This window comes from Kitasatospora sp. NPDC001540 (genome assembly GCF_042894345.1).
GTDB classification, from domain to species: Bacteria; Actinomycetota; Actinomycetes; order Streptomycetales; family Streptomycetaceae; genus Kitasatospora; species Kitasatospora phosalacinea_C.
Genome location: NZ_JBIAVO010000001.1, coordinates 507918 through 530970 on the forward strand (window position 1 = coordinate 507918; position 23053 = coordinate 530970).

The 23053-nt window shown below is 73.8% G+C and carries 19 protein-coding genes; 5 read left to right on the forward strand and 14 right to left on the reverse strand.

Translation table 11 applies throughout. From position 1 onward, the window contains the following. Positions 1-26 precede the first annotated feature (26 nt). Together ACFY00_RS02280 and ACFY00_RS02285 are read right to left on the reverse strand one after the other, a co-directional pair. Entirely contained in the window at positions 27-905 is an 879-nt protein-coding gene (locus tag ACFY00_RS02280; protein ID WP_388026334.1) for a phosphotransferase enzyme family protein, read from the reverse strand. Between the two features lie 54 nt (positions 906-959). Then, positions 960-3182 (reverse strand): MMPL family transporter, encoded by a 2223-nt coding sequence (locus ACFY00_RS02285; protein ID WP_388026581.1) that lies wholly within the window; start codon positions 3180-3182, stop codon positions 960-962. Between the two features lie 506 nt (positions 3183-3688). On the opposite strand from ACFY00_RS02285, the gene ACFY00_RS02290 reads away from it, so the two are divergent. The 3 genes from ACFY00_RS02290 to ACFY00_RS02300 all read left to right on the forward strand — a co-directional run bounded on the left by ACFY00_RS02290 (position 3689) and on the right by ACFY00_RS02300 (position 8327). Continuing rightward, the gene (locus tag ACFY00_RS02290; RefSeq protein WP_388026336.1) at positions 3689-5848 is read left to right on the forward strand and encodes an MMPL family transporter; all 2160 of its coding nucleotides are present in this window, start codon (positions 3689-3691) and stop codon (positions 5846-5848) included. Between the two features lie 309 nt (positions 5849-6157). Beyond that, positions 6158-6361 (forward strand): cold-shock protein, encoded by a 204-nt coding sequence (locus ACFY00_RS02295; RefSeq protein ID WP_380242719.1) that lies wholly within the window; start codon positions 6158-6160, stop codon positions 6359-6361. Positions 6362-6551: 190 nt separating this feature from the next. Then, positions 6552-8327 (forward strand): DEAD/DEAH box helicase, encoded by a 1776-nt coding sequence (locus ACFY00_RS02300; protein WP_388026338.1) that lies wholly within the window; start codon positions 6552-6554, stop codon positions 8325-8327. Positions 8328-8588: 261 nt separating this feature from the next. On the opposite strand, the gene ACFY00_RS02305 is transcribed toward ACFY00_RS02300, so the two are convergent. Next, a complete protein-coding gene (locus ACFY00_RS02305) occupies positions 8589-9059 on the reverse strand; it encodes a MarR family winged helix-turn-helix transcriptional regulator (RefSeq protein WP_388026340.1) in 471 nt (156 codons plus the stop codon). A 128-nt stretch (positions 9060-9187) separates the two neighbouring features. Here ACFY00_RS02305 and ACFY00_RS02310 point away from each other — a divergent pair, with 128 nt between their 5' ends. Beyond that, positions 9188-9739, forward strand: coding sequence for a hypothetical protein (locus tag ACFY00_RS02310; protein WP_388026342.1), 552 nt, complete (start codon positions 9188-9190; stop codon positions 9737-9739). Positions 9740-9964: 225 nt separating this feature from the next. Here the strand turns inward: ACFY00_RS02310 and ACFY00_RS02315 are convergent, their stop codons facing one another. Then, positions 9965-11122, reverse strand: a complete 1158-nt coding sequence (locus ACFY00_RS02315; RefSeq protein WP_388026344.1) for a hypothetical protein — start codon at positions 11120-11122, stop codon at positions 9965-9967. Positions 11123-11183: 61 nt separating this feature from the next. Further along, positions 11184-12038 carry a helix-turn-helix domain-containing protein gene (locus ACFY00_RS02320; RefSeq protein WP_388026346.1) on the reverse strand — a complete coding sequence of 285 codons (855 nt, stop codon included), beginning with the start codon at positions 12036-12038 and terminating at the stop codon, positions 11184-11186. A gap of 133 nt (positions 12039-12171) precedes the next feature. Between ACFY00_RS02320 and ACFY00_RS02325 the strand changes: the two genes are divergently transcribed. Beyond that, positions 12172-13212: a hypothetical protein gene (locus ACFY00_RS02325; RefSeq protein WP_388026348.1), complete on the forward strand. Its 1041-nt coding sequence runs from the start codon at positions 12172-12174 to the stop codon at positions 13210-13212. Positions 13213-13255: 43 nt separating this feature from the next. Here ACFY00_RS02325 and ACFY00_RS02330 read toward each other — a convergent pair whose 3' ends face one another. The 9 genes from ACFY00_RS02330 to ACFY00_RS02370 form a co-directional block, all read right to left on the reverse strand. Next, the gene (locus tag ACFY00_RS02330; RefSeq protein ID WP_388026582.1) at positions 13256-13981 is read right to left on the reverse strand and encodes a sirohydrochlorin chelatase; all 726 of its coding nucleotides are present in this window, start codon (positions 13979-13981) and stop codon (positions 13256-13258) included. A 397-nt stretch (positions 13982-14378) separates the two neighbouring features. After that, on the reverse strand, positions 14379-15284 hold the full coding sequence (locus ACFY00_RS02335) for an ABC transporter permease (protein ID WP_388026350.1): 906 nt from the start codon (positions 15282-15284) through the stop codon (positions 14379-14381). Beyond that, the gene (locus ACFY00_RS02340) at positions 15271-16074 is read right to left on the reverse strand and encodes an ABC transporter ATP-binding protein (RefSeq protein ID WP_388026351.1); all 804 of its coding nucleotides are present in this window, start codon (positions 16072-16074) and stop codon (positions 15271-15273) included. Before ACFY00_RS02340 ends, ACFY00_RS02335 begins: the two co-directional genes overlap by 14 nt. A gap of 127 nt (positions 16075-16201) precedes the next feature. Beyond that, positions 16202-17281 carry an aliphatic sulfonate ABC transporter substrate-binding protein gene (locus tag ACFY00_RS02345; RefSeq protein ID WP_388026353.1) on the reverse strand — a complete coding sequence of 360 codons (1080 nt, stop codon included), beginning with the start codon at positions 17279-17281 and terminating at the stop codon, positions 16202-16204. A 303-nt stretch (positions 17282-17584) separates the two neighbouring features. Then, a complete protein-coding gene (locus tag ACFY00_RS02350; protein WP_388026354.1) occupies positions 17585-18904 on the reverse strand; it encodes a sulfate adenylyltransferase subunit 1 in 1320 nt (439 codons plus the stop codon). A 3-nt stretch (positions 18905-18907) separates the two neighbouring features. Beyond that, complete coding sequence (gene cysD, locus ACFY00_RS02355) at positions 18908-19846, reverse strand: sulfate adenylyltransferase subunit CysD (protein ID WP_285736421.1); 939 nt, start codon at positions 19844-19846, stop codon at positions 18908-18910. Then, a complete protein-coding gene (gene cysC, locus ACFY00_RS02360) occupies positions 19843-20409 on the reverse strand; it encodes an adenylyl-sulfate kinase (RefSeq protein WP_388026356.1) in 567 nt (188 codons plus the stop codon). Before cysC ends, cysD begins: the two co-directional genes overlap by 4 nt. Positions 20410-20476: 67 nt before the next feature. Then, complete coding sequence (locus ACFY00_RS02365; protein ID WP_388026358.1) at positions 20477-21175, reverse strand: phosphoadenylyl-sulfate reductase; 699 nt, start codon at positions 21173-21175, stop codon at positions 20477-20479. 156 nt (positions 21176-21331) lie between these two features. Then, the gene (locus ACFY00_RS02370; RefSeq protein ID WP_388026360.1) at positions 21332-23053 is read right to left on the reverse strand and encodes a nitrite/sulfite reductase; all 1722 of its coding nucleotides are present in this window, start codon (positions 23051-23053) and stop codon (positions 21332-21334) included.

A 23053-nucleotide genomic window follows, 5' to 3' on the forward strand; every position in this document is an offset into this window, starting at 1 on the left:
TAACGGTCGGAAAGCGATTCAAACGGTCAGAACGCGAACCAGCGTACTGCTGTCGCCCCGTCCCGCAGGGAGTCCACCCGGCGGCGGAACTCGGCCGCCGCGGACGGGTTCCCGGCCGCCTGCTGCGCCACCCACGCCGCGCTCGCGGTCTCCCGAGCCCCGCGCAGCACCGCGAAGCCGGGCCAGTCGCGGACGTCCCAGCCGTAGGCCGCGTCGAAGGCGGCGACCTCCTCGGCCGGTACGCCGTACCGGTCCTGACTGAGCGCCAGCACCACCAGGTCGTGCTCGCGGAAGTCCGCCGCCATGTACTCCAGGTCGAGCAGCACCGGCCCGTCCGGGGTGACGTGCACGTTGCGCGGGAGCGCGTCGCCGTGGATCGGGCCGGGCGGCAGGACGGGGGTGAGCTCGGCGATCGCGGTGAGAAAGGTCTCTTTCCGGTCACGGAGGAAGGCCGTGTCGGCCGGGTCGACGTGGCCCTCCGCGGCGGCCAGCCAGCCGTCCACCGGCGCCAGCAGCTCGCGCCGCCCGAGCGGGACGGGCGCCGCCTCCAGCGCGTGCAGGGCGGTCAGCAGCGGCGCCAGGTCGACCGGCCGGGCCGGGCGGACGGCCGGGGCCAGCCGGTGCCACCACGTCACCGGGTGTTCCCGCACCACGTGCACCCCGGCCCCGGCGGGGCGGACCACCGGCACGCCCGCGCCGTCCAGCCACCCGGCCAGCGCGAGCTCGCGCTCGGCCCGGGCGACCTCCCCCGGAGTGCGGCCCACCTTGGCGACCAGGCCCTCGGCGGGCAGGTCGAAGACCGCGTTCTGCCCCAGGGCGAGCAGCGCGGCCCCGGCCGGATCGATCCCGGCCGGGGCGCACGCTTCCTGCAGGAGGGCCAGCGCCCTCGGTTCGTCGAAGATCACCCGTTCATTGTCGGGGAACTCCCCGGCGGTGCGGTGCCGGTTCCCGGACGGGGGCTACCGGTGGACGCCGGCCCCCAGCAGCTCGGCCCCGCCGTCCGCCGCGCCCGCGGGGCCGTGCTCCGCGCCGCCCGGCAGGCCCTCGGCCTCGATCCGGGGCAGCCAGTGCAGCCAACGGGGCAGGTACCAGTTCTTCTCGCCCAGCAGGCTCATCACGGCGGGGAGCAGCACGGCCCGGATGATCGTGGCGTCGATCAGGACGGCGACGGCCAGGCCGACGCCCATCTGCTTCATGGACTGCATGGAGAGCGTCCCGAAGACCGCGAAGACCCCGACCATGATCACCGCCGCGCTGGTGACGACGCCCGCCGTGGTGCGGATGCCGTGGGCGACGGCGGCGCGGGTGTCCAGGCCGCGGTCCCGGGCCTCCTTGATCCGGGAGACCACGAAGACGTGGTAGTCCATCGAGAGGCCGAAGAGGATCACGAACAGGAACAGCGGGACCCAGCTCTCCACCGCGCCGACGCCCGCGGTGCCGATCAGCGAGGCGCCGACGCCGTGCTGGAAGACCAGGGCGAGCACGCCGTAGGCCGCGCCGACGGAGAGCAGGTTGAGCAGGACGGCGGTGACGGCGACCGACAGGGAGCGGAAGGAGAGCAGCATCAGCAGGAAGGCGAAGGCGACCACGAAGCCGAACACCGGCAGCATCGAGCCGGACATCTGCGCGTTGAAGTCGACCGATCCGGCGGTGCTGCCGGTGACCGGGGCCTCGGTGCCGGGCACCTTGCCGACCGTGGCCGGGACGACCTCCTCGCGCAGGGCCTTCAGCGCGGCGGCCGAGGTCTCGTCGTTGCCGCTGCCGTAGAGCGGGATGTCGACCGTCGCGACGTTCTGCTCGGCGTGCACGGTCAGCCCGGTGGGGCCGTGCATCCTCCCGGTGGCGAGGGCGCGGGACTGCAGGTCGGCCAGGGCGGCGGTCATCTCGGGGGAGGTGATGTCCCGGGCCTTGACCACGACGGTGGCGGGGGAGGGGCTGCCGGGGAAGGCGGCCTCGACCCGCTGCGAGGTGGCGACCAGGGAGTTGCCCTCCGGGAGCTGTTGCTGGAAGGTCAGGTTCGCGGTGTGCATGGTCAGCAGCGGGGCGGCGATCGCCAGCAGCACGCCGGTGGCGAGCACGGCGGCGGCCAGCGGGCGGCGCAGCACCGGGGTGAGCACCGCGTTCCAGAACCGGCTGCCGCTCCCGGCCTCGCGGCGCAGGCGGTGCAGGAGGGGGAGGCGGCCCTTCTCCACCCGGTCGCCCAGCATCGAGAGCAGGGCGGGCAGCACCGTCAGCGAGCCGAGCACGGCGGTGACCACGACCACGATGGTGGCGAAGGACATCGCCCGGAAGTCGGCGATGCCGGTGAGGAACATCCCGGCCATGGCGACCACCACCGTCACGCCGGAGACCAGGACGGCCCGGCCGCTGGTCGCGGCGGCGATCCGCAGCGCGGTGGCCCGGTCGCGGCCGGCGGCGCGCTCCTCGCGCTCGCGGCGCAGGTAGAAGAGGCAGTAGTCGACGCCGACGGCGAGGCCGACCAGCAGCATCACGGAGCTGGCGTCGTCGCTGGTGTGCAGCAGCCCGGAGGAGAGGGCGACCAGGCCGCCCGCGGCGACGAAGGCGGTGATCGCCAGCACCACCGGCAGCACGGCGGCGACCACGGCCCCGAAGGCGACCAGCAGGATGCCCAGGGCCAGCGGTACGGCCGTCCACTCGGCGCGGGCGAAGTCGTCCTTGAACTGGTCGCTGAACCACTTGCCGGAGCTGGCCTCGCCGTACTCCTCGATCACGAGGTCGGCGTGCTGCCGCTGCACGCCCGCCACCGCGTCCATCACCGCGGGCACGTTGGCGACCGCGGCCTCGCGGTCCGCGCCGTTCACGGTGAACTGGAGCAGCGCGGAGTGCCGGTCCGCGGAGAGCGCGCCGGTGTCGTACGGGCTGTGCGGCTCGCCGGTGCGGCCGGTGGCCCGGACGGCGGCGGAGACCTGGTCGACCGCGGCGCGGAAGGCCGGGTCGTCGACCGTCAGCGCGGCGCTCTGCACCAGCACCGTCTCGCCGGCCGGGGACTTGAGGCCCGCGTCGTCCAGGATCCTCGCGGCCCGGGCGACCTGGCCGGGCATCGACTCGGCGTCGGTGACCTTGTCGGAGCCGTGCACGCCGCCGAGGAAGGAGGCGAGCACGACGAACAGTAGCCAGCCGAAGACCGCGGTCTTCCGATGGCGGGCGCTCCAGGCGCCCATGGTGGCGGCGATTCCCTGCTTCACGGCTGGCTCCCCCAGGTGTCGGACGGTCGGCGGACCGCCCCGGTCAGTGCGCCGCGGACGCGGTTCCGGCGGCACGACAAACGCTAGGGAGCGGCGCCTTGACGGACCATCCGGCTAGTCACCGGCTTTTCCCTGAACCTGGCCCCAGGGTCGAGTAGGGGGTTTTCCCCACCCCCGGGGTGAGGGTCTCCTCCTCGGGGGCCGGTGCGACGTCCACCCTGAGGGGGAGCGATCTCCACCCGGAGCACGAGGTGAGGGGGGTCCGGACCGGGTGAGGATGGAGCGGGGCCGGTTCCGTGGCCGTCCCTGGGGGGCAGACGCGAAACCCACTTGCCGGGCGGCAAGTAAGGTCACGTAGGATGCTCACTCGTCCTTACCTGCCGACCGGCTAGGCCCCGCTGGGGCCCGCCCGCCGGTCAGAGCCGTTGCCCGGTCCCCGTCCCCCCGGCGGCGGTGAACCATGCCCAGGAGGCATTTCGAGCATGTTCCACCGACTTGGACACTTCGTCGTCAAGCGGGCCTGGTGGGTGATCGCGGCCTGGGTGGTCGCCGCCGTCGCCCTGACCGCCTTCGCCCCGAAGATGAGCGCCACCACCGACGAGGCCGACTTCCTGCCGAAGCACTACGAGGCGATCCGGGCCTCGGCGGTCCAGGAGGACAAGTTCCCGGCCGAGTTCTCGCCGGGCGCCGTCCTGCTGTTCGAGCGCACCGACGGCGGCGCGCTGACCGACGCGGACCGGGCCGACATCGCCAAGGTCACCAAGGGGCTGGACGACAAGCACATCCCGCTGGTCCAGCAGGTCGTCGCACCCTCCGCCGAGACGCACACCATCTCGCAGGACGGTCACTACGCGATGGGCGCGGTCGCCATCGACAAGACCAAGATGCAGACCGACGAGTACACCGACGCGGCCAAGGCCCTGCGCACCGAGGGCAAGAAGCTCACCGAGGGCACCGCGCTCAAGTACCAGGTCGGCGGCCAGGCCGCGGTGTCGCTGGACCAGAAGGAAGCCTCCAGCGCCACCGACGCGATCACCTTCGTCGCCACCGTGGTCCTGATCGTGGGCATCGTCGGCGTGATCTTCCGCGGCCTGCTGGTCGGCTGGCTGCCGGTGCTGCTGGCGATCGTCCCGATGCTCACCGCCAGCGGCCTGATCAGCACCATCACCGAGCTGTTCCACCTCAAGGGCTCGACGATCGCCTCGGCGATCCAGATCGTGGTCATCCTCGGCGTCGGCACCGACTACTTCCTGTTCCTGATGTTCCGCTACCGCGAGCGGCTGCGCGCCGGTGACGACCGCAAGTCGGCCGTGGCCAACGGCGTCGGCCGGGTCGGCGAGGCGATCGCCTCGGCGGCCGGCGCGGTCACCGTCGCCTTCGCCGTGCTGCTCCTGTCCGAGCTGGGCATGTTCACCTCGCTGGGCCCGGCGCTGTCCATCTCGGTGGTCGTCACCGCGCTCGCCTCGCTGACGCTGTTCCCGGCCGTGCTCGCCGTCATCCCGGCCAAGGCCACCTTCTGGCCCGGCAAGAAGTGGATGGAGGAGCCCAAGGGCGCCCGCTTCCACCGGATCGGCGTGTTCGTCGGTCGCCGCCCCGGCGTGGTCGCGCTGGTCTCCGGCGGACTGCTGGCCGTCCTCTCGCTGGCGGGCCTGGGCTACCAGGGCACCTTCGACATGGCGAAGAGCATGATGCCGAAGGACGCGGAGTCCATGGTCGTCACGGACAGCCTCGGCAAGGCCCACATGCTCGGCAGCGCCGACCCGACGCACGTCTTCCTGACCGCAGACGGCAAGCTCGACACCGCCGCCCTGGACGGCTTCAGCGCCAAGCTCGGCGAGGTCCCCGGCGTGGCCAGCGTCGACACCCCCCCGAGGATCAGCAAGGACGGCAGCACCGCCGACTTCAAGGTGACGCTGAAGGACTCCGCGGCCAGCAACGCGGCGATCGACACCGTCGCGGAGCTGCGCACCGCCGCCCACGCCGCCGCCCCCGGCGGCAGCGAGGCCCTGGTCGGCGGCACCTCGGCGGTCCTCAAGGACATCAACCTGGCGATGACCCACGACTACAAGCTGGTCTTCCCGATCGCGGGCGTGCTGATCCTGCTGATCCTGGGCCTCCAGCTGCGCAGCGTGGTCGCGCCCTGGTACCTGATGGCCTCGGTCGGGCTCGGCTTCGCGGCGACCCTGGGCGCCACCACGGTGGCCTTCCTCAAGATCGGCTCCCAGCCCGGCCTGATGTTCATGCTGCCGATCTTCATCTACCTGTTCGTGGTGGCGATCGGCACCGACTACAACATCCTGATCATCGCCCGCCTGCGGGAGGAGGCCCGCGAGGGCCGCAGCCCGCGCAAGGCGGCCGAGGAGGCGCTGCGGCACGCCGGTCCGACCGTCGCGGCGGCGGGCTTCATCCTGGCGGCGTCCTTCGCGACCTTCATGCTGGCGGGCAACGTCCTCTTCGCCGAGCTGGGCTTCGCGCTGGCCATCGGCATCGTGCTGGCGGCCTTCGTGATGGCGATGTTCTTCACCCCGTCGCTCACCGCGCTGCTCGGCAGGAAGGCGTGGTGGCCCGGTCACGGCGCGATGCCCGACCACGGCCCCGAGGCGATCGGCGAGCGCGAGCCGGAGCCGGCCGGCCGGGCCTGATCCGGCGGTCGCCGGACGACCCGGGGGCCCGGTGCGCGGGGGCATGCGGTCCGAACGGACCGCATGCCCCCTTCGCGTACCCGCGAAACACGGTGTGACCAGCGCAACCATTGCCCCCATTGACGAGGCCGGGCGTGCTATTGTCGAAGCAGTTGCAGTATTGGTTCCCATGAACGTGTGTGTGCGCCTGCTGGTTCCAACCGACAGGCGCATTTGTTTTGTCCGGTGTTTAGTCTCCGGATGGGGATCGCGGCTACGTGGGGCGCACGAGGTGTGTGTCCCAATGCCCCAGTGAAAGTGGAGACGGTTATGGCTACCGGCACCGTGAAGTGGTTCAACAGCGAAAAGGGCTACGGCTTCATCGAGCAGGACGGCGGCGGCGCCGACGTCTTCGCTCACTACTCGAACATCCAGTCGACCGGCTTCCGTGAGCTGATCGAGGGCCAGAAGGTCGAGTTCGACGTCACCCAGGGCCAGAAGGGCCCGCAGGCGGAGAACATCCGCGCCATCTGAGTCCCGGCTCACGCCGACTCCTAGATGTTGCAGGCGAGGGCCCGTACCTCCACAGGGTACGGGCCCTCGTCCATGTCGCCCGACGGCCGGGGCGACCCCTCTCACCCTTTCTGGCGGCCGGTTCATCGTTCAGCCCCTCCGCGGCCCCCGCCGCGCGCGGGCCGACGGCCCCTCAGGAAGTGGAACACGCATGCCCGAGCAGTCCCGCCCGCGTACCGACCGGCCCCGCGGCGAGCAGTCCCGTACCTCCGAGCAGTCCCGCGGTGAGCAGTCCCGCGGGGAGAGCAAGCCGCGCGCCCGCGGCGGGAAGCCGCGCAGCGGCGCGCCCCGCACCGGCGGGGGCGCGGCGCCGCGCGGTGAGCAGCCGCGCCGTCCGCGCCGGGCCGCCGTGCCCGCGGCCGCGGTCGCCGAGGACTTCACGCCCGTGCAGGGCACCCCGTCGCGTCCGCCCGCGGCGAGCTTCGCCGAGCTGGAGCTGCCCGCCGGGCTGATGAGGGAGCTCGGCGCGCAGGGCGTCACCGAGCCGTTCCCGATCCAGGCGGCGACGCTGCCGGACGCGCTGGCCGGGCGCGACGTGCTCGGCCGCGGCCGCACCGGCTCCGGCAAGACGCTCGCCTTCGGCCTGCCGCTGCTGGTGCGCACCGCGGGCAAGCGGGCCACCGCGCGGCGGCCGCTGGCCCTGGTGCTGGTGCCGACCCGCGAGCTGGCGCAGCAGGTCACCGAGGCGCTCGCCCCGTACGCCGGGGTGCTGAACCTGCGGATCACCACCGTGGTCGGCGGCATGTCGATCACCCGGCAGTCCAACCAGGTGCGGCGCGGCACCGAGGTGCTGGTCGCCACCCCCGGCCGGCTGGACGACCTGATCCAGCGCGGTGACGTCTTCCTGGAGGACGTGGCGATCACCGTCCTCGACGAGGCCGACCAGATGGCCGACATGGGCTTCCTGCCGCAGGTCGTCAAGCTGCTGGAGCAGGTCGCCGAGGGCGGACAGCGGATGCTGTTCTCCGCCACCCTGGACCGCAACGTGGACCGGCTGGTCAACCGTTTCCTCACCGACCCGGTCACCCACTCGGTGGACCCGTCGGCCGGGGCGGTCACCACCATGGACCACCACCTGCTGCAGCTCGACCCCTCCGACAAGGCCGAGACCACCGCCCGGATCGCCTCCCGCGAGGGCCGGGTGATCATGTTCGTGCACACCAAGCACGGCGCGGACCGGCTGGCCAAGCAGCTGCGCGCCAACGGCGTGGTCGCCGCCGCGCTGCACGGCGGCAAGTCGCAGCCGCAGCGCAACCGCGTCCTCGACCAGTTCCGCGGGGGCGAGGTCACCGCGCTGATCGCCACCAACGTGGCCGCCCGCGGCATCCACATCGACGGCCTCGACCTGGTCGTCAACGTCGACCCGCCGATCGACCACAAGGACTACCTGCACCGCGGCGGCCGCACCGCCCGGGCCGGCGAGTCCGGCACCGTCGTGACCCTGGTGCTGCCCGAGCAGCGCCGCGAGGTCAACCGGCTGATGAGCATCGCCGGGATCCGCCCGACCGTCACCAAGGTCCGTCCCCAGGACGGCGAGCTGGGACGCATCACCGGCGCCCGCACCCCCTCCGGCGTGGCCGTCACCCTGCCGGTCCCGGCGACGGCGGCCGCCCCCGCCCAGGAGCAGCCCGCGGCGGCGAACGGCGAGGGCGCCGGACGCGGCCGGGGCCGCGGGCGCGGCGGGGCGAAGCCGGTGGACGGCGAGGCGCGCCGCCGCCCGGCGAAGCGGGCCGACAGCGGCCTGCCCAGGGACGTCGACATGAGCGGCAACCCGCGCCGGCCGCGCCCCAAGCAGCGCCCCGGCGCCGGGAGTTCGCAGATGGCGGCGGGCTTCATCGGCAAGGCCTCCGGCCGGGCGAAGCCGGGCTCCGGCTCGAAGAGCGGCGCCAACTACGGCACGGGGCGCCAGCGCCGCAAGACGGACTGACGCCGGACGGCCACCGGCCCCCGGCCCCGGTTCGGGGTGGGGGCCGACAGGTCGTTGTTCGGGGTGGGGGCCGGGAGGCTGTTGCCCGGTCGGCGGCGGTGCCGGGAGCCGGGTGCGTGCGGCCCGGCGCGAGGACGTGCGGTGCGGTCGCCCACCGGCGGTGCTCCCGGCCCGGCGGGGGCGTTCGGCGCTGTGGGCGGCGGGTGCGTTCTCGTGCGGGCCGTCCTCGGACCGCCGACGGGCCGTCAGCGGCGGGCGGGTTCAGCCCGCGGGGACGGGGGCGGGGGCGGGCCGGGAGAGGGCGCGGACGGCGGTCACCAGGGGGGCGAGTTCGGGGCGCTGTTCGGCGCTGTCGAGGGCCTCGGCGAGGGCGCGGTCGTTGGTGGGGCGGGCCCGTTCCAGCAGGGCGAGGCCGTCCGGGGTGACGTTGGTGTAGATGCCGCGGCGGTCGGTGGGGCAGAGGTAGCGGGCCAGCAGGCCGCGGTCCTCCAGCCTGGTGACCAGGCGGGTGGTGGCGCTCTGGCTGAGCACGACCGCGTCGGCGAGCTGGTTCATCCGGAAGTGGCCGCCGTCGCCGTCGTGCTGGACGGAGAGCACGTCCAGCACGGAGAACTCGCGGACGCTGAGCTCGTGCTCGGCCTGCAGGGCGCGCTCGACGTGGGCCTCGATCCGGCCGTGCAGGGCGGTGAGGGCGCACCAGCCGTGCGCCAGGCCGGGGTCCGGTCGGGTCATGGCCCGTGCTCCCTTCGTCGGTGGGTCCTACCGGTGACAAGCTTATTCGAGGTACGCAAATTCCCGCGCCTGCAAGTATCTGCGGGCGGGCCGGGTGGAGAGCGGAGAGAGCCGGAGAGGGCGGACGCATGGAGCAGGGGCAGGGCGCGGGGCTGGACCGGGGCGCGGGGCTGGACCGGGGGGCGCGGCTGGACGCGCAGGAGGCGGCGTTGGACGCGCTGCTCGCGGCGCTCGGCATCGAAGCCCGGATCGAACCGGACGAGCGGGTCGCCGCGCTGGCCGCCCGGGCCCCCGGGTACGCGCAGTACCACCGGATCGGGCACAAGCGGCAGACCGCCTACCGGCACCTGGCCGAGGACCGCTCCGCGGCCCGCGCCCACTACGGGCCGGTGCTGGAGGCGCTGCTGGCCGACGGCGATCCCTCCTCGCCGCGCTGGCTGGCCCAGGTCCTGCTCGCCGCGGGCGGGCGTCGGCGGCTGCAGGAGGAACTGCTCGCCGCGGTGCGGGGCGGCACCCCGCTGCGGCAGGCGTGCGCGGTCGGCGCCTGGCGGTGGGCGGACGCCCCGTACGGGGACCTCGGGGAGCGGTTCCGGGCGGCCCGCCGGGAGGCGGCGCGGCACGCCGCGGACCCGTGGGTGCACGAACGCCTCGCCGATTCCGGGCCTCACTCGGACGGGTGACGGCGTGTTGGTCTCCCCGCCGTTCCATGACCGTTGCGCGGCATTGCCCCGGCACGAGACCGCCGCGCCGCGCCGCAACCCCGAGGGCGCGCTCCGGCGCGGCCGGGTCGACCCGCACCTCCCCGACGGCTCCCGGGCCGGTCCCACCACCCCGCTGCCGTCCACCGGGGACGAACCCACCGCCGCGCACGGCCGCGCACGCGTCCCGGGGGCGGCGGCCCGGGCTCAGCGGTGGAACGCCGCGTCCGGGTTCTTCTCCCGCCACTGCTGCTCGGGCGGCAGCGGCCGGGCGCCCGACTTCTCCACCGCCTCGGCGCGGGCCGCGTGGAACGCCTCGGCCGGGTCGCCCCGGTCCGCCCACACCTGGGCGCCGCACCAGCGGCCGATGAGCCGGAACTGCTCCAGCGCGGCCGCGTGCAGCCCGGCCCGGCCGAGGTAGTGGGCCAGCAGGTGCCGCAGGCCCGGCAGGCGCGGGTCCTCCGCGGGGACCTCGGACAGCGCCCGGGCGACGGCCTCCAGCCGGGCGGTCGCGGCGGCGCCGGTCGGCAGCCCGGAGTCGCGGGACTCCAGTTCGGACAGCGCGTGCAGGTAGAGGCCCGCGAGCGGGCTGCGCGGCGGGGCGGCGTCCATCGCGGCCTCGGCGAACCGCATCATCTGTCCGTTGGTGCCGAACCACTTGGCGCACCAGTACTGCATGCCCTGCCAGTGCCCCTCGTAGTGGTGCGGGGCCCGGGCCACCAGGCCCTCCCACAGCGGGCGGAAACCGTCCGGCTTGATCTGCGCGCCGCGCGCCGCCGTCACCATGACCACCCAGGGCGCCGGGTTCGCCGCGTCCAGCAGCGCGGCCCGGCGGGCCGCCTCGATCGCCGCCGGGAGCAGCGCCCGGAACTCGGCCATCTTCTCGGGCGGGACCTCGTTCGCGTACCCGCCGCCCCGGATCGCCCAGGCGCGGTGCACCATCAGGTCCGCCTCCAGGGCCGCCGCGTCGCAGCTGTTCGGGTCCGCCGCGCGCCAGGCCGTCAGCCAGGCGTCGTCCTCCCGGGCGACCGCGCGCAGCAGTTCGAAGCGCGACCAGTGCTCGTCCCAGTCGCCCGCGGCCGCGGCGAGGTGGTCGGCGGCGGACCGCCAGTCGCCGCCCCAGGCGGCGTCCGCCACCGCCTGCGCGGCCCTCGCCCGGGCGGGCGAGGGCGGGCCGACCCGGGTCGGGTCGAGCGCCGCGCGGGGCGGCAGCCCGTACGCGGTGGCGTCGAACGACTCCGGTACCCGGTAGGGGGCTTTCCGGGCGGGGGACTTCGGGGCGGACGGCCCGGTGCTCCGGGAACGGTAGCCGCGTATCAGGGCGAGGATCACGAAGACGGTGATCGGGGCGATGAGGTGATGCACGGGGAGATCATTCCGGTTCGAACCACCGGCGGCAAGGAGGAATCCGACGCCCCGGGCCCGGTCAGGACCGCTGCGGTTCGGCGGCCGCCGCCAGCGCGTCCAGCCGGTCGGCGGTGACGGCGTCGCGCGGGGCCAGCACCACCAGGCGCAGGCCGCCCGGGGCGCCCAGCACCACCTGGTCCAGCCGCAGCAGGCCCACCGCCTCGTGCCGCAGGTCCTTCTCGGTGCCGACCCGCTCGCGCACCCGGTGCTCGTCCCACCACCGACCGACCTCGGGGGCGGCGGCCCGCAGCCGCTCGACCAGCGCCGCCAGCCGGGCCGCCGCCGGGTCCCCGTCGCCGCCGCGCTCCGCGTACGCCGCGCGCAGCTCGGCCAGGGTGCGGCGGGCGTGGTGCTCCCAGTCGACGACGCGGCGCCGGGTCGGCCCGTGCACCAGCGCCACCCAGGCCAGGTTGCGCTGCTCCGGCGGCACCCGGGAGAAGTCGAACACGGCGTCCGCCGGAGGGTTCCAGGCCCGAACCTCCCAGTCCGGGTCGGTCAGGAACGCCGGGGCGGGCGCCTGCGCCCGCACCAGCCGCAGCAGCGCCGGAGCCACCTCCAGGTCCGTCGCCCCCGGCGCCGGGCGCGGCGGCTGCCCCGCCAGCCGGAACAGGTAGTCGGTCTCCGCCGCGTCCAGCCGCAGCGTCCGGGCCAGCGCCCCCAGCACCTCCGGCGACGGGTTGATCTCCCGCCCCTGCTCCAGCCACGTGTACCAGGTCACCCCCACGCCCGCGAGCAGCGCCACCTCCTCCCGCCGCAGCCCGGGCGTCCGCCGCCGCACCCCCGGCGCCATCCCCACCTGCTCCGGCGACAGCGCCGCGCGCCGCGCCCGCAGGAACCCCGCCAGCGAATCCCGCCGGAACTCCGCCCCCGCCATGTCCGTCCCCCTCCGTCCCGCGCTGCCTGTCACCGCGACTACCAGTATCCGCACGCACTGCCGGGCCCCGGCGGGCGGCGGGAGGGTGGAGGCGTCCGGCGGGACGGCCGCCGGGGTAGCAGGAGGAGAAGAGATGACGATCCGTCAGGTGCTGGTCGGGGCGGGCCTGGTGGCGGCGCTGGTCGCGGGGGTGGCGGCGCCCGCGGGCGCGGTGGGTACGGCGGGCGCGGTGGGCGCGGGATGCGGCCCCGCGGTGGTGGTCGGGCACGGCGCCGCGGCCACCCCGGAGGGCGCCACCTGGGACGCCGCGCACCACCGCTTCCTGGTCGGCTCGATGGTGAACGGCACCGTCAGCGAGGTTCGCCCCGACGGGACGCTGCGCACCCTGGTCGACGACCCCGCCCACCTGGTCAGCGTCATCGGCCTGCACGCCGACCCCGCCCGCGGCCGGGTCCTGGTCGCCGACGGCGACCTGGGGGTCGGCAGCCGCAGCACCCCCGCGAGCACCGCGCACACCGCCGGACTCGGCGCGTACGACCTGCGCACCGGACGGCGGCTCTTCCACGCCGACCTGGCCGCAGCCGCCGCCGACGGCGGACCGCACCTCGCCAACGACGTCGCCTACGCGCCCGACGGCACCGCGTACGTCACCGACACCCTCGCGCCGCTCGTCTACCGGGTCACGCCCGACGGCACCGCCGGCGTCCTGGTCCGCGACCCGCGGCTGGCCGCGCCCGCCGGCGGCATCGGGCTCAACGGCATCGTCTGGCGGGACGGCGTGCTCGTCGTCGGCAAGACCGACGACGCCACGCTGTGGCGCATCCCGGTCGACCGGCCCGCGGAGCTGTCGCGGATCGAGGTGCGGGGAGCCGACGGCGCGGGCGGGGCGGGGGACCGGTTCGTCGGCTTGGACGGGATGCTGGGGCGGCCGGACGGTTCGCTGCTTGCCGTCACCAACCACCTCGGCGACGACGGCCGGGACGCCGAGCTGACCCTGCGCAGCGCCGACGGCTGGCGCAGCGCCGCCCTGACCGCCGAGCGCCCGCTGACCGACACCGACCCCACCGCGATCACCGCCGGACCGGGCGGCGGCGTCTACGCCCTCAGCGGCCGCCTCGACCTGCTGTTCGCGGGGACGCCGGGCGACGGGTTCACGCTGCGCCGGGTCGGCTGACCGGCTGCGGGGCCCCGGCGGGGCGGCCTCAGGCGGGGCGGCCTCAGGCGGTGTGGGCGGTCGGGGCGTCGAGGGCGCGGGCGGCCTCGGAGTGGCGGGCCAGGACCAGGCGGGCCAACTCCGGGGCGGCGCCCAGGACCGGGGCGAGGTGGTCGGCGCGGGCGGCGGCCGCGGCGGCGGCGATCCGGTCCGGGAGGAGGCCCGGGGCCAGCAGGTACGGGGCGACGGCGGTGCGGCGGACGGCCGGGACGGCGCGCAGGGCGGCGAGGGCCTCGGGGACGGTGGGCGCGGTCGCGGAGGCGTAGGCGGTGCCGACGGCGGCCCAGCCGCGGGTGCGGCGCCACTCGGCGGCCACCGCCCGGGTGGTGGCGTTCGCGGCCGGGTCGGAGGAACCGGCCGCGGCCAGGACGACACCGGTACGGGCCCGGACCGCCGGGTCGGCGACGTCCAGGCCGGACTCGGCGAGGCGGCGGTCGAGGGCGTCCAGGAGCAGCGGGGAGGGGCCGAGGACGTCCGCGACCGGGATCGCCGAACCGGCGGCGCGCAGGGCGGCCGGGATGTCGTGCTTGGCGTGGAACGCGCGGTTCAGGAGCAGCGGCACGGCGATCGCGTCGGTCAGGCGCGGGGCGACCTGGGCGATGCGGGGGGCGCAGTGGTCCAGGTACGCGGTGGTGACCGGCAGTTCGGGACGCAGGACGCGGACGGCGGCGGCGAGGGCCTCGACGGTCGCGGCGTGGCGCGGGTCGCGGGAGCCGTGCGCGAGCAGCAGGAGCGGGGGCGGGGGTGCGACCGCAGCGGGGGGCGGCGTTCGGCGCGCAGGGGCGGGGGCGGCGTCCGGCTGCGGGAAGTCGCCTTCCGCGGCGCGCAGTTCCCCGCGCCCCTGACGGGGCGCCGGAGTTGGGGTGCCCAGGTCGCTGCGCTCCTGGCGAGGGGCGGGAGTTGGGGTGCCCAGGTCGCTGCGCTCCTGGCGAGGGGCGGGAGTTGGGGTGGCCAGGTCGCTGCGCTCCTGGCGGGGCGCGGAGGTTGGGGTGGCCAGGCTGCTCTTCCCCTGCCGGGGCGTCGGAGTTGGGGTGGCCGGGTCGCGGCGTCCCCGGTCCGGGGTGGGCTGGGCCCCGCGCCCTTGGTGGGGCGCGGGGGTGGAGGGTGTGGTGCGGGAGGGCATGGGGTCAGCGGGAGTTGACGAGGAGGCCGCGGGTGCGTAGGACGTGGCGCTCCAGGGGGGAGAAGAAGAGCAGGTCGATGGCGACGCCGACGAACAGGATCAGCAGGATGCCGAGCAGGACGCCGGACATGTTGGAGAACTCGCGCTGGTTCTCCAGGTAGCGGCCGAGGCCGAGGCCCAGGTCGGGGGAGGCGGCGATGAGTTCGGCGGCCATCAGGGAGCGCCAGGAGAAGGCCCAGCCCTGCTTGAGCCCGGCCAGGTAGCCGGGCAGCGCGGCGGGCAGCAGGACGTGGCGGGCGCCGCGCAGGCCGGTCGCGCCGAGGGTCTGGCCGGCTCGCAGGTAGATCGGCGGGACCTGGTCGATGCCGCTGATCAGGCCGTTGGCGATGGACGGGACGGCGCCGAGCAGGATGACCGCGTACATGGCGGAGTTGGTGATGCCGAGCCAGATGATCGCGGCGGGCACCCAGGCCACCGAGGGCAGCGACTGCAGGCCGGAGAGGACCGGGCCGAGCGCGGCCCGCACCGGCTTGATCCGGGCGACGACCAGGCCGATCGGGGTGCCGATGACGACGGACAGCACGAAGCCGGACAGGCCGCGCCAGACGCTGGTCCAGATGATGGAGAACAGCGTTCCGGCGTACCAGAGTTCGGTGAGCGAGTCCCAGACGTCGGCGGGGCTGGGGAGCTTGTCGGGGGTGGTGAGGTGGAGGCTGTAGGCGAGCTGCCAGACGACCAGGACCAGCACCACGCCGAGGACCGGCGGCAGGACCTTCTGGCGCAGCACCGCGGAGAGCGGGGGGCGCTGCGCCTGGACGGTCTCCAGGGCGTCGAGGCCGGCCTCGACGCTCGCGCTGTCGGCGGACCCGTCCTTGGTGAGGGGAGTGGCGGCGGTGTCAGTGCTGGACATGGCGGCGGATCTCCCCACGCAGTTCTTCGGTGATCTCGATGGACAGATCCGCGACCCCGGCGGACTCGATGCGGCGCGGCTGCGGCAGGTCGATGCGCCACTCCTTGGCGATCCGGCCGGGGCGGGAGGAGAGCAGCACGACGCGCTGGGCGAGCCGGACGGCCTCGCGGACGTTGTGGGTGACGAACAGGACGGCGAGCTGCTTCTCCGCCCAGATCCGGGTGATCTCGTCGTGCAGGACGTCGCGGGTGATGGCGTCGAGCGCGGCGAACGGCTCGTCCATCAGCAGGACCTGGGAGCCCTGGGCGAGCGAGCGGGCCAGCGCGACGCGCTGGCGCATGCCGCCGGAGAGCTCGTGGACGCGCTTCCTGTAGGAGCCCTGGAGGCGGACGAGTTCGAGCAGCCGCTCGGCCTCGGGGCGGCGCTCCTCCTTGGGGACGCCGGCCAGGCGCAGCGCGAGTTCGATGTTCCTGCCCGCGGTGAGCCAGGGGAACAGCGCGTGGTCCTGGAACATCAGGGCGGGGCGGCCGCCGGGCACCTCGATGGTGCCGGAGGTCGGCTTGTCCAGGCCGGCCACCAGGTTGAGCAGGGTGGACTTGCCGCAGCCGGAGGCGCCGAGCAGGGTGACGAACTCGCCGGGTGCGACGGTGAGGTTGATGTCCTCCAGCACCGGTGCGGCGGTGCCGGGGCGGCCGAAGGTCTTGTGCACGTGCGAGATCCGGACGGCGGTGTCGCCGTCCGGGCGGCCCGCGCCGGCGGCGTCGGGCGAGGTGGTCAGTGCCGTGGTCACGGGCACCTCCTGCGGGTGTGGTTCCGGGCAGGGAAGGGATCGGTGTCCGGGGTCCGGCCCCGCGCCCGCCCGGTGAGTGGGCATCGGTTGGGCGGGCGCGGGGCGCGGACCTCGGGGCCTGGGAGACTTACTTGGTGCCCAGACCGGCGTCGGCGACGGCGGGCTGGTTGTTCTCCTTCAGCACCTTGTTGAGCAGGGTCAGGTCGTAGATCCCGTCCAGGTTGGGCTTCTTGAGCAGCCCGGCGGTGACGGCGTGGTCGGCCTCGGCCTGCAGGGTGCTGGCCAGCGGGTCGTCGATGAAGTCGATGTCCTGCCAGGCCGGGTCGAGGATCGCGGCGTCCAGGGAGTTGCCCGCGTCGGCCTTGATCTGGGCGTTGGCGACGTCCTTGGCCTGGGCCGAGTTGGCCTTGATCCAGGCGTTGGTCTTCACCGAGCCGCGCAGCACGGCCTCCACCACGTCCGGGTGCTCCTTGAGGAACTTCTGCGAGACGATGAGGTTGGTGATGACGAACTTCTTGTCCGGCCAGACGTCCTTCTCGTTGAGCAGGACCTTCGCGCCCAGGGTGACCAGCTTGGAGGCGGTCGGCTCGGGCACCCACGCGCCGTCGATGGAGCCGGACTTGTACGCGTCGGGGGTGACCTTGTTGTCGGTGCGCAGCACCTTCACGTCGCCGTCGCCGGTCTGGGCGTCGACCTTGTAGCCCTTCTCCGCCAGGTAGTTGAGCAGGGCGACGTCCTGGGTGTTGCCGAGCTGCGGGGTGGCGAGCTTCTTGCCCTTGAGGTCGTCCAGGGTCTTGATCTTGTCCGGGTTGACGACCAGCTTGACGCCGCCGGAGGCCGAACCGCTGATGATCTTCAGCGACTTGCCCTCGGACTTGGTGAACCCGTTGATGGCGGGGGAGGGGCCGATCCAGCCGATGTCGATCGAGCCCGCGTTCAGCGCCTCGATCTCGGCCGGGCCCGCGTTGAAGACCTGGGTCTTGATCTGGGTGCTGCCCAGCTCCTGCTGGAGGATGCCCTGCTTGAGACCGACCAGCGCGGTGCCGTGGGTGAGGTTGGCGAAGTAGCCGATCTTCACGGTGTCCGCGGAGAGCTTCGCGCCGCTCGCGGCGGGCTTGGCGGAGGCGGAGGCCTTGTCGTCGCTCTTGGAGCCGTAGGAGCAGGCCGACAGCAGGCCGGCGGTGGTCAGCACGGCGACGGTCGCCACGGCGGCGCGTCTGGTCCGGCCGGCGCGGGGGCGTGCGGAGGTATGGGTGGGCTCGGTGCTCGGTGCCATGAGAGGTGTCCCGTTCGAGAGAGGAAGGAAGGTTCGTGCCTGTCGTGCTGCCGGGTCCGGGCCGCCTCCGCCGTGCCTGCTGTGGGAAGGAACGGCGGCGTGCGGGCCCGGTGACAGGGGCTCAGCGCCCCTGTCCGCCCCCACATCGCGTCAGGCCGCCCTGGCCGCTGCCGAGGACGCCGCTGCCGATGCGGCCGCCTTCCTTGTCCATGCCCGAGAACGCCTCGCTGGGCATCAGACCCAGTCCTCCTCTTGGGAAGCGTCGGTGGTGCTGACGGTGTCGAACGCCTCGCCCGCCATGCCGGCGGTGAGCGTGGTGCCGTCGGACGGGTCGATCAGGATGAACGAGCCCGTGCGGCGGTTGTCGGTGTAGTCGTCGAGGGCCAGCGGCTCGGCGGTGCGCAGCACCACGTGGCCGATGTCGTTGACGTTCAACCCCTCGGCTCCGGAACGCTGTTCGAGCGAGTCGATGTCGATCCGGTACGAGATCTCCTTGACGAGGGCGCGCACGGTGCGGGTGGTGTGCTTGAGCAGCACCTTCGCGCCGACGTGCAGCGGACGCTCGTTCAGGTGGCAGACCGTGGCCCGCACGTCCTTGGTGGGGACGGGCAGCGGGCCGGCCGCGATCAGGTCGCCGCGGGAGATGTCGATGTCGTCGGCGAGGCGGACCGTCACCGACTGCGGGGCCCAGGCGATCTCGGTGGACGCGCCGAGCGCGTCGATCGCCGCGACGGTGGTGGTGTGGCCCGAGGGCAGCACCGTCACCGCGTCGCCGACCCGCAGCACGCCGGAGGCCAGCTGGCCCGCGTAGCCGCGGTAGTCGTGGAACTCCTCGCTCTGCGGCCGGATCACGTACTGGACCGGGAAGCGGACCGGCTCGACGCTCGGGTCGGTGCCGACCGGGACGGTCTCCAGGTGCTCCAGCAGGGTCGGGCCGCCGTACCAGTCCATGTTCGCGGAGGGCTCGACCACGTTGTCGCCGGCCAGCGCCGAGATCGGCACCGCCACGACGTCCTTGACCCCGAGCGAGGCCGCGTACGCGGTGAACTCCTCGGCGATGGCGGCGAACACCGGCTCCGCGTAGTCGACCAGGTCCATCTTGTTGACCGCGAGGACGACGTGCGGGACGCGCAGCAGGGCGGCGACCGCGGCGTGCCGGCGGGTCTGCTCGACCACGCCGTTGCGGGCGTCGACCAGCACCACGGCCAGCTCGGCGGTGGACGCGCCGGTGACCATGTTGCGGGTGTACTGCACGTGCCCCGGGGTGTCGGCGAGGATGAACCGGCGCCGGGCGGTGGCGAAGTAGCGGTACGCCACGTCGATGGTGATGCCCTGCTCGCGCTCGGCGCGCAGGCCGTCGGTCAGCAGCGCCAGGTCGGGCGCCTCCTGGCCGCGGCGGCGGGAGGCGTGCTCGACGGCCTCCAGCTGGTCGGCCAGCACCGACTTGGAGTCGTGCAGCAGCCGGCCCACCAGGGTGGACTTGCCGTCGTCGACGGAGCCCGCGGTGGCGAAGCGCAACAGCGAGGTGGCGGTGGCTTCTTGGGTGGTGCTCATTGCTTAGAAGTACCCCTCGCGCTTGCGGTCCTCCATGGCGGCCTCGGACATCTTGTCGTCGGCGCGCGTCGCCCCACGCTCGGTGAGGCGGGAGGCGGCGATCTCGGTGATCACGGCCTCGATGGTGTCGGCGTCGGAGTCGACGGCGCCGGTGCAGGACATGTCGCCGACGGTGCGGTAGCGCACCAGGCGGGTCTCGACCGGCTCGTTCTCCTTCGGGCCGCCCCACTCCCCGGCGGTCAGCCACATCCCGTCGCGCCGGAACACCTCGCGCTCGTGGGCGTAGTAGATCTCCGGGAGCTCGATGTTCTCCCGCTCGATGTACTGCCAGACGTCCAGCTCGGTCCAGTTGGACAGCGGGAAGACCCGGACGTGCTCGCCGACCGCGTGCCGGCCGTTGTACAGCGACCACAGCTCGGGGCGCTGGCGGCGCGGGTCCCAGGCGCCGAACTCGTCGCGCAGCGAGAAGACGCGCTCCTTGGCGCGGGCCTTCTCCTCGTCGCGGCGGCCGCCGCCGAACACCGCGTCGAACTTGTTGGACTCGATGCCGTCCAGCAGCGGGACGGTCTGCAGCGGGTTGCGCAGCCCGTCCGGGCGCTCGCGCAGCACGCCGCGGTCGATGTAGTCCTGCACCGCGGCGACGTGCAGCCGCAGGTTGTGCTTGGCCACCGCGCGGTCCCGGTACGCCAGCACCTCGGGGAAGTTGTGCCCGGTGTCCACGTGCAGCAGGGCGAACGGCACCGGCGCGGGCGCGAACGCCTTCAGCGCCAGGTGCAGCATCACGATGGAGTCCTTGCCGCCGGAGAACAGGATCACCGGCCGCTCGAACTCGCCCGCCACCTCGCGGAAGATGTGCACCGACTCCGCTTCGAGGGCGTCCAGGTGGGACAGCGCGAAGGGCGTGTCCTCGGCCCGGAACAGGCGCTGCGTGGTGACGGTCATGCCAAGCCCCTCTCGGTCAGGAAGGCGTGCAGTTCTTCGGCGGACTCGGCCACCGAGCGGCCCTGCGTCTGCAGGCGCAGCTCCGGCTTCTCGGGGGCCTCGTACGGGTCGTCGACCCCGGTCAGCCCGGAGATCTCGCCGGCCGCCTGCTTGGCGTACAGGCCCTTGACGTCCCGCTCGGAGCAGAGCTCGACCGGGGTGGCGACGTGGATCTCCAGGAACTCGGTGCCGTGGGCGGCGTGCCGCTCGCGCACCGCGGCCCGGGAGTCGGCGAACGGGGCGATCACCGGGGCCAGCACCTTGACGCCGTTGGCCGCCAGCTTCTCGGCGACGAAGCCGATCCGGGTGACGTTGGTGTGCCGGTCCTCGCGGGAGAAGCCCAGGCCCTTGGAGAGGAACTCGCGGATCTCGTCACCGTCCAGCACCTCCACCCGGTGGCCCTCGGCGCGCAGCCGCTCGGCCAGCGCGAACGCGAGGGTGGTCTTGCCCGCGCTGGGCAGGCCGGTCAGCCACACGGTGGCGCCGCGCTCGCGGCCGGCGGCCTCGGTCTCGGCGGTGGTCACGGTGGTTACTCCTGACGGTCGGTGACGGTGGTTCGGTGGTGCCGGTGGTGCGGTGGGCCCGGCGGGTTCAGAGGTGGATGCCGCACTCGGTCTTGCCGGAGCCCGCCCAGCGGCCCGCCCGGCCCTGCTCGCCGTCGCCGGGCTTGGCGGTGCAGGACAGCGGCGAGCAGCCGATCGAGGTGTAGCCCTCCCACAGCAGCGGGTTCAGCAGCACCCCGTTGGCCTGGACGTACGCGTCCACGTCGTCCTGCGTCCAGCGGGCGATCGGGGCGATCTTCACCTTGCGGCGCTTGGCGTCCCAGGCCACCACGGGGGTGTCGGCGCGGGACGGCGACTCGTCGCGGCGCAGGCCGGTCGCCCAGGCGTCGTAGCCGCCCAGGCCGCGGTTCAGCGGCTCGACCTTGCGCAGCGAGCAGCACAGGTCCGGGTCGCGGTCGTGCAGGTTCGGCCCGTACTGGGCGTCCTGCTCGGCCACGGTGAGCTTCGGGGTCAGCGTGATCACGTTGACCGGCATGGTCGCGGCGACCGCGTCCCGGGTGCCGATGGTCTCCGGGAAGTGGTAGCCGGTGTCCAGGAAGACCACGTCCACGCCGGGCAGCACGGTGGAGGCCAGGTGAGCGACCACCGCGTCCTCCATCGAGGACGTCACGCAGAAGCGCTTGCCGAAGGTGTCGGCGGCCCAGCGCAGGACTTCCTGCGCGGTGGCCTCCTCCAGCTCGCGGCCGGCCCTGACGGCTATCGCCTCGTAGTCAGTCGCGGTCGTCATGTCCGTCACCCCCGTGGTTCGTTGACAGCAGTCCGAGGAACTTCAGCTGGAAGCCCCGGCGGCACGCCCGGCATTCCCACGCGCCGTGGCCGCTCTCGGACGGGCGCAGGTCCTCGTCCCCGCAGTACGGGCAGTAGAAAGGGGCAGCACGCTCGCTCACGACAGCTGCTCCTCGGTGGCCCGGACCGCCCACTGGGCGAACCGCTCGCCGTCCTGCCGGTCCGCCTGGTAGCGGGTCAGCACGCGTTCGACGTAGTCGGGCAGTTCGGCGCTGGTGACCTTCAGGCCGCGGATCTTGCGGCCGAAGCCGGCGTCCAGGCCCAGGGCGCCGCCCAGGTGCACCTGGAAGCCCTCGACCTGCTCGCCGTTCGCGTCGGTGACCAGCTGGCCCTTGAGACCGATGTCGGCGGTCTGGATCCGGGCGCAGGCGTTCGGGCAGCCGTTGATGTTGATGCTCAGCGGCTCGTCGAACTCCGGCAGGCGGCGCTCCAGTTCGTCGATCAGGGTGCGGCCGCGCTCCTTGGTGTCGACGATCGCCAGCTTGCAGTACTCGATGCCGGTGCAGGCCATCGTGCCGCGGCGGAAGGTGGAGGGGGTGACCCGCAGGTCCAGCGCCTCCAGGCCGGCCACCAGGGACTCGACCCGGTCCTCGGCCACGTCGAGCACGATCATCTTCTGCTCGACGGTGGTGGCGAGGCGGTTCGAGCCGTGCTCGGCGGCCAGGTCGGCGATCTGCGTGAGCAGCTTGCCGTTGGCGCGGCCGACCCGCGGCGCGAAGCCGACGTAGAAGTTGCCGTCGTTCTGCCGGTGCACGCCGACGTGGTCGCGCCAGCGGTTGCTGGGCTCCTGCGGCCCGGGGCCGTCGGCCAGTTCGCGCTTCAGGTACTCGTCCTGCAGCACCTGGCGGAACTTCTCCGGGCCCCAGTCGGCGACCAGGAACTTCAACCGGGCGCGGTTGCGCAGGCGGCGGTAGCCGTAGTCGCGGAAGATGCCGACCACGCCCGCCCAGACGTCCGGGACGTCCTCCAGCGGGACCCAGGCGCCGAGCCGCACGCCCAGCTTCGGGTTGGTGGACAGGCCGCCGCCGACCCACAGGTCGAAGCCCGGGCCGTGCTCGGGGTGGACCACGCCGACGAAGGCGACGTCGTTGATCTCGTGCACCACGTCCAGCAGCGGGGAGCCGGAGATCGCGGTCTTGAACTTGCGCGGCAGGTTGGAGAACTCCTTGTTGCCGATGTAGCGGCGGTGGATCTCGTCGATCGCCCAGGAGCCGTCGATGATCTCGTCCGCGGCGATGCCCGCGACCGGGGAACCGATCACCACGCGCGGGCAGTCGCCGCACGCCTCGGTGGTGGACAGGCCGACGGCCTCCAGCTTCTGCCAGATCGCCGGGACGTCCTCGATCCGCACCCAGTGGTACTGGACGTTCTGCCGGTCCGTCAGGTCGGCGGTGCCGCGGGCGTACTGTTCGGAGACCTCGCCGATCGCCTTCAGCTGGGCCACCGTCAGCTGGCCGCCGTCGATGCGCACCCGCATCATGAAGAACTCGTCCTCGAGCTCGTGCGGCTCCAGGACGGCGGTCTTGCCGCCCTCGATGCCCTGCTTGCGCTGGGTGTACAGGCCCCACCAGCGCATCCGGCCGCGCAGGTCGTTCGGGTCGATCGAGTCGAAGCCGCGGTGGGCGTAGATCGTCTCAATGCGCGTCCGCACGTTGAGACCGTCGTCGTCCTTCTTGAACTGCTCGTTGCCGTTCAGAGGCGTGAAGTGCCCCATGCCCCACTGGCCCTCGCCGCGGTGGCGGGTCACCTTGCGGGCGGCGGGGCGGGCCGCGGGGGCGGCGCCGTCCTGAGGCTCGACCGTTTCGGGAGTGCGGGCCAT

Bases quoted from the DNA above. Each gene is read 5' to 3' on its own strand.
- ACFY00_RS02285 (WP_388026581.1), bottom strand. From the start codon at position 3,182: ATGGGCGCCTGGAGCGCCCGCCATCGGAAGACCGCGGTCTTCGGCTGG.
- ACFY00_RS02290 (WP_388026336.1), top strand. From the start codon at position 3,689: ATGTTCCACCGACTTGGACACTTCGTCGTCAAGCGGGCCTGGTGGGTG.
- ACFY00_RS02295 (WP_380242719.1), top strand. From the start codon at position 6,158: ATGGCTACCGGCACCGTGAAGTGGTTCAACAGCGAAAAGGGCTACGGC.
- ACFY00_RS02300 (WP_388026338.1), top strand. From the start codon at position 6,552: ATGCCCGAGCAGTCCCGCCCGCGTACCGACCGGCCCCGCGGCGAGCAG.
- ACFY00_RS02305 (WP_388026340.1), bottom strand. From the start codon at position 9,059: ATGACCCGACCGGACCCCGGCCTGGCGCACGGCTGGTGCGCCCTCACC.
- ACFY00_RS02310 (WP_388026342.1), top strand. From the start codon at position 9,188: ATGGAGCAGGGGCAGGGCGCGGGGCTGGACCGGGGCGCGGGGCTGGAC.
- ACFY00_RS02320 (WP_388026346.1), bottom strand. From the start codon at position 12,038: ATGGCGGGGGCGGAGTTCCGGCGGGATTCGCTGGCGGGGTTCCTGCGG.
- ACFY00_RS02325 (WP_388026348.1), top strand. From the start codon at position 12,172: ATGACGATCCGTCAGGTGCTGGTCGGGGCGGGCCTGGTGGCGGCGCTG.
- ACFY00_RS02335 (WP_388026350.1), bottom strand. From the start codon at position 15,284: ATGTCCAGCACTGACACCGCCGCCACTCCCCTCACCAAGGACGGGTCC.
- ACFY00_RS02350 (WP_388026354.1), bottom strand. From the start codon at position 18,904: ATGAGCACCACCCAAGAAGCCACCGCCACCTCGCTGTTGCGCTTCGCC.
- cysD (WP_285736421.1), bottom strand. From the start codon at position 19,846: ATGACCGTCACCACGCAGCGCCTGTTCCGGGCCGAGGACACGCCCTTC.
- ACFY00_RS02365 (WP_388026358.1), bottom strand. From the start codon at position 21,175: ATGACGACCGCGACTGACTACGAGGCGATAGCCGTCAGGGCCGGCCGC.
- ACFY00_RS02370 (WP_388026360.1), bottom strand. From the start codon at position 23,053: ATGGCCCGCACTCCCGAAACGGTCGAGCCTCAGGACGGCGCCGCCCCC.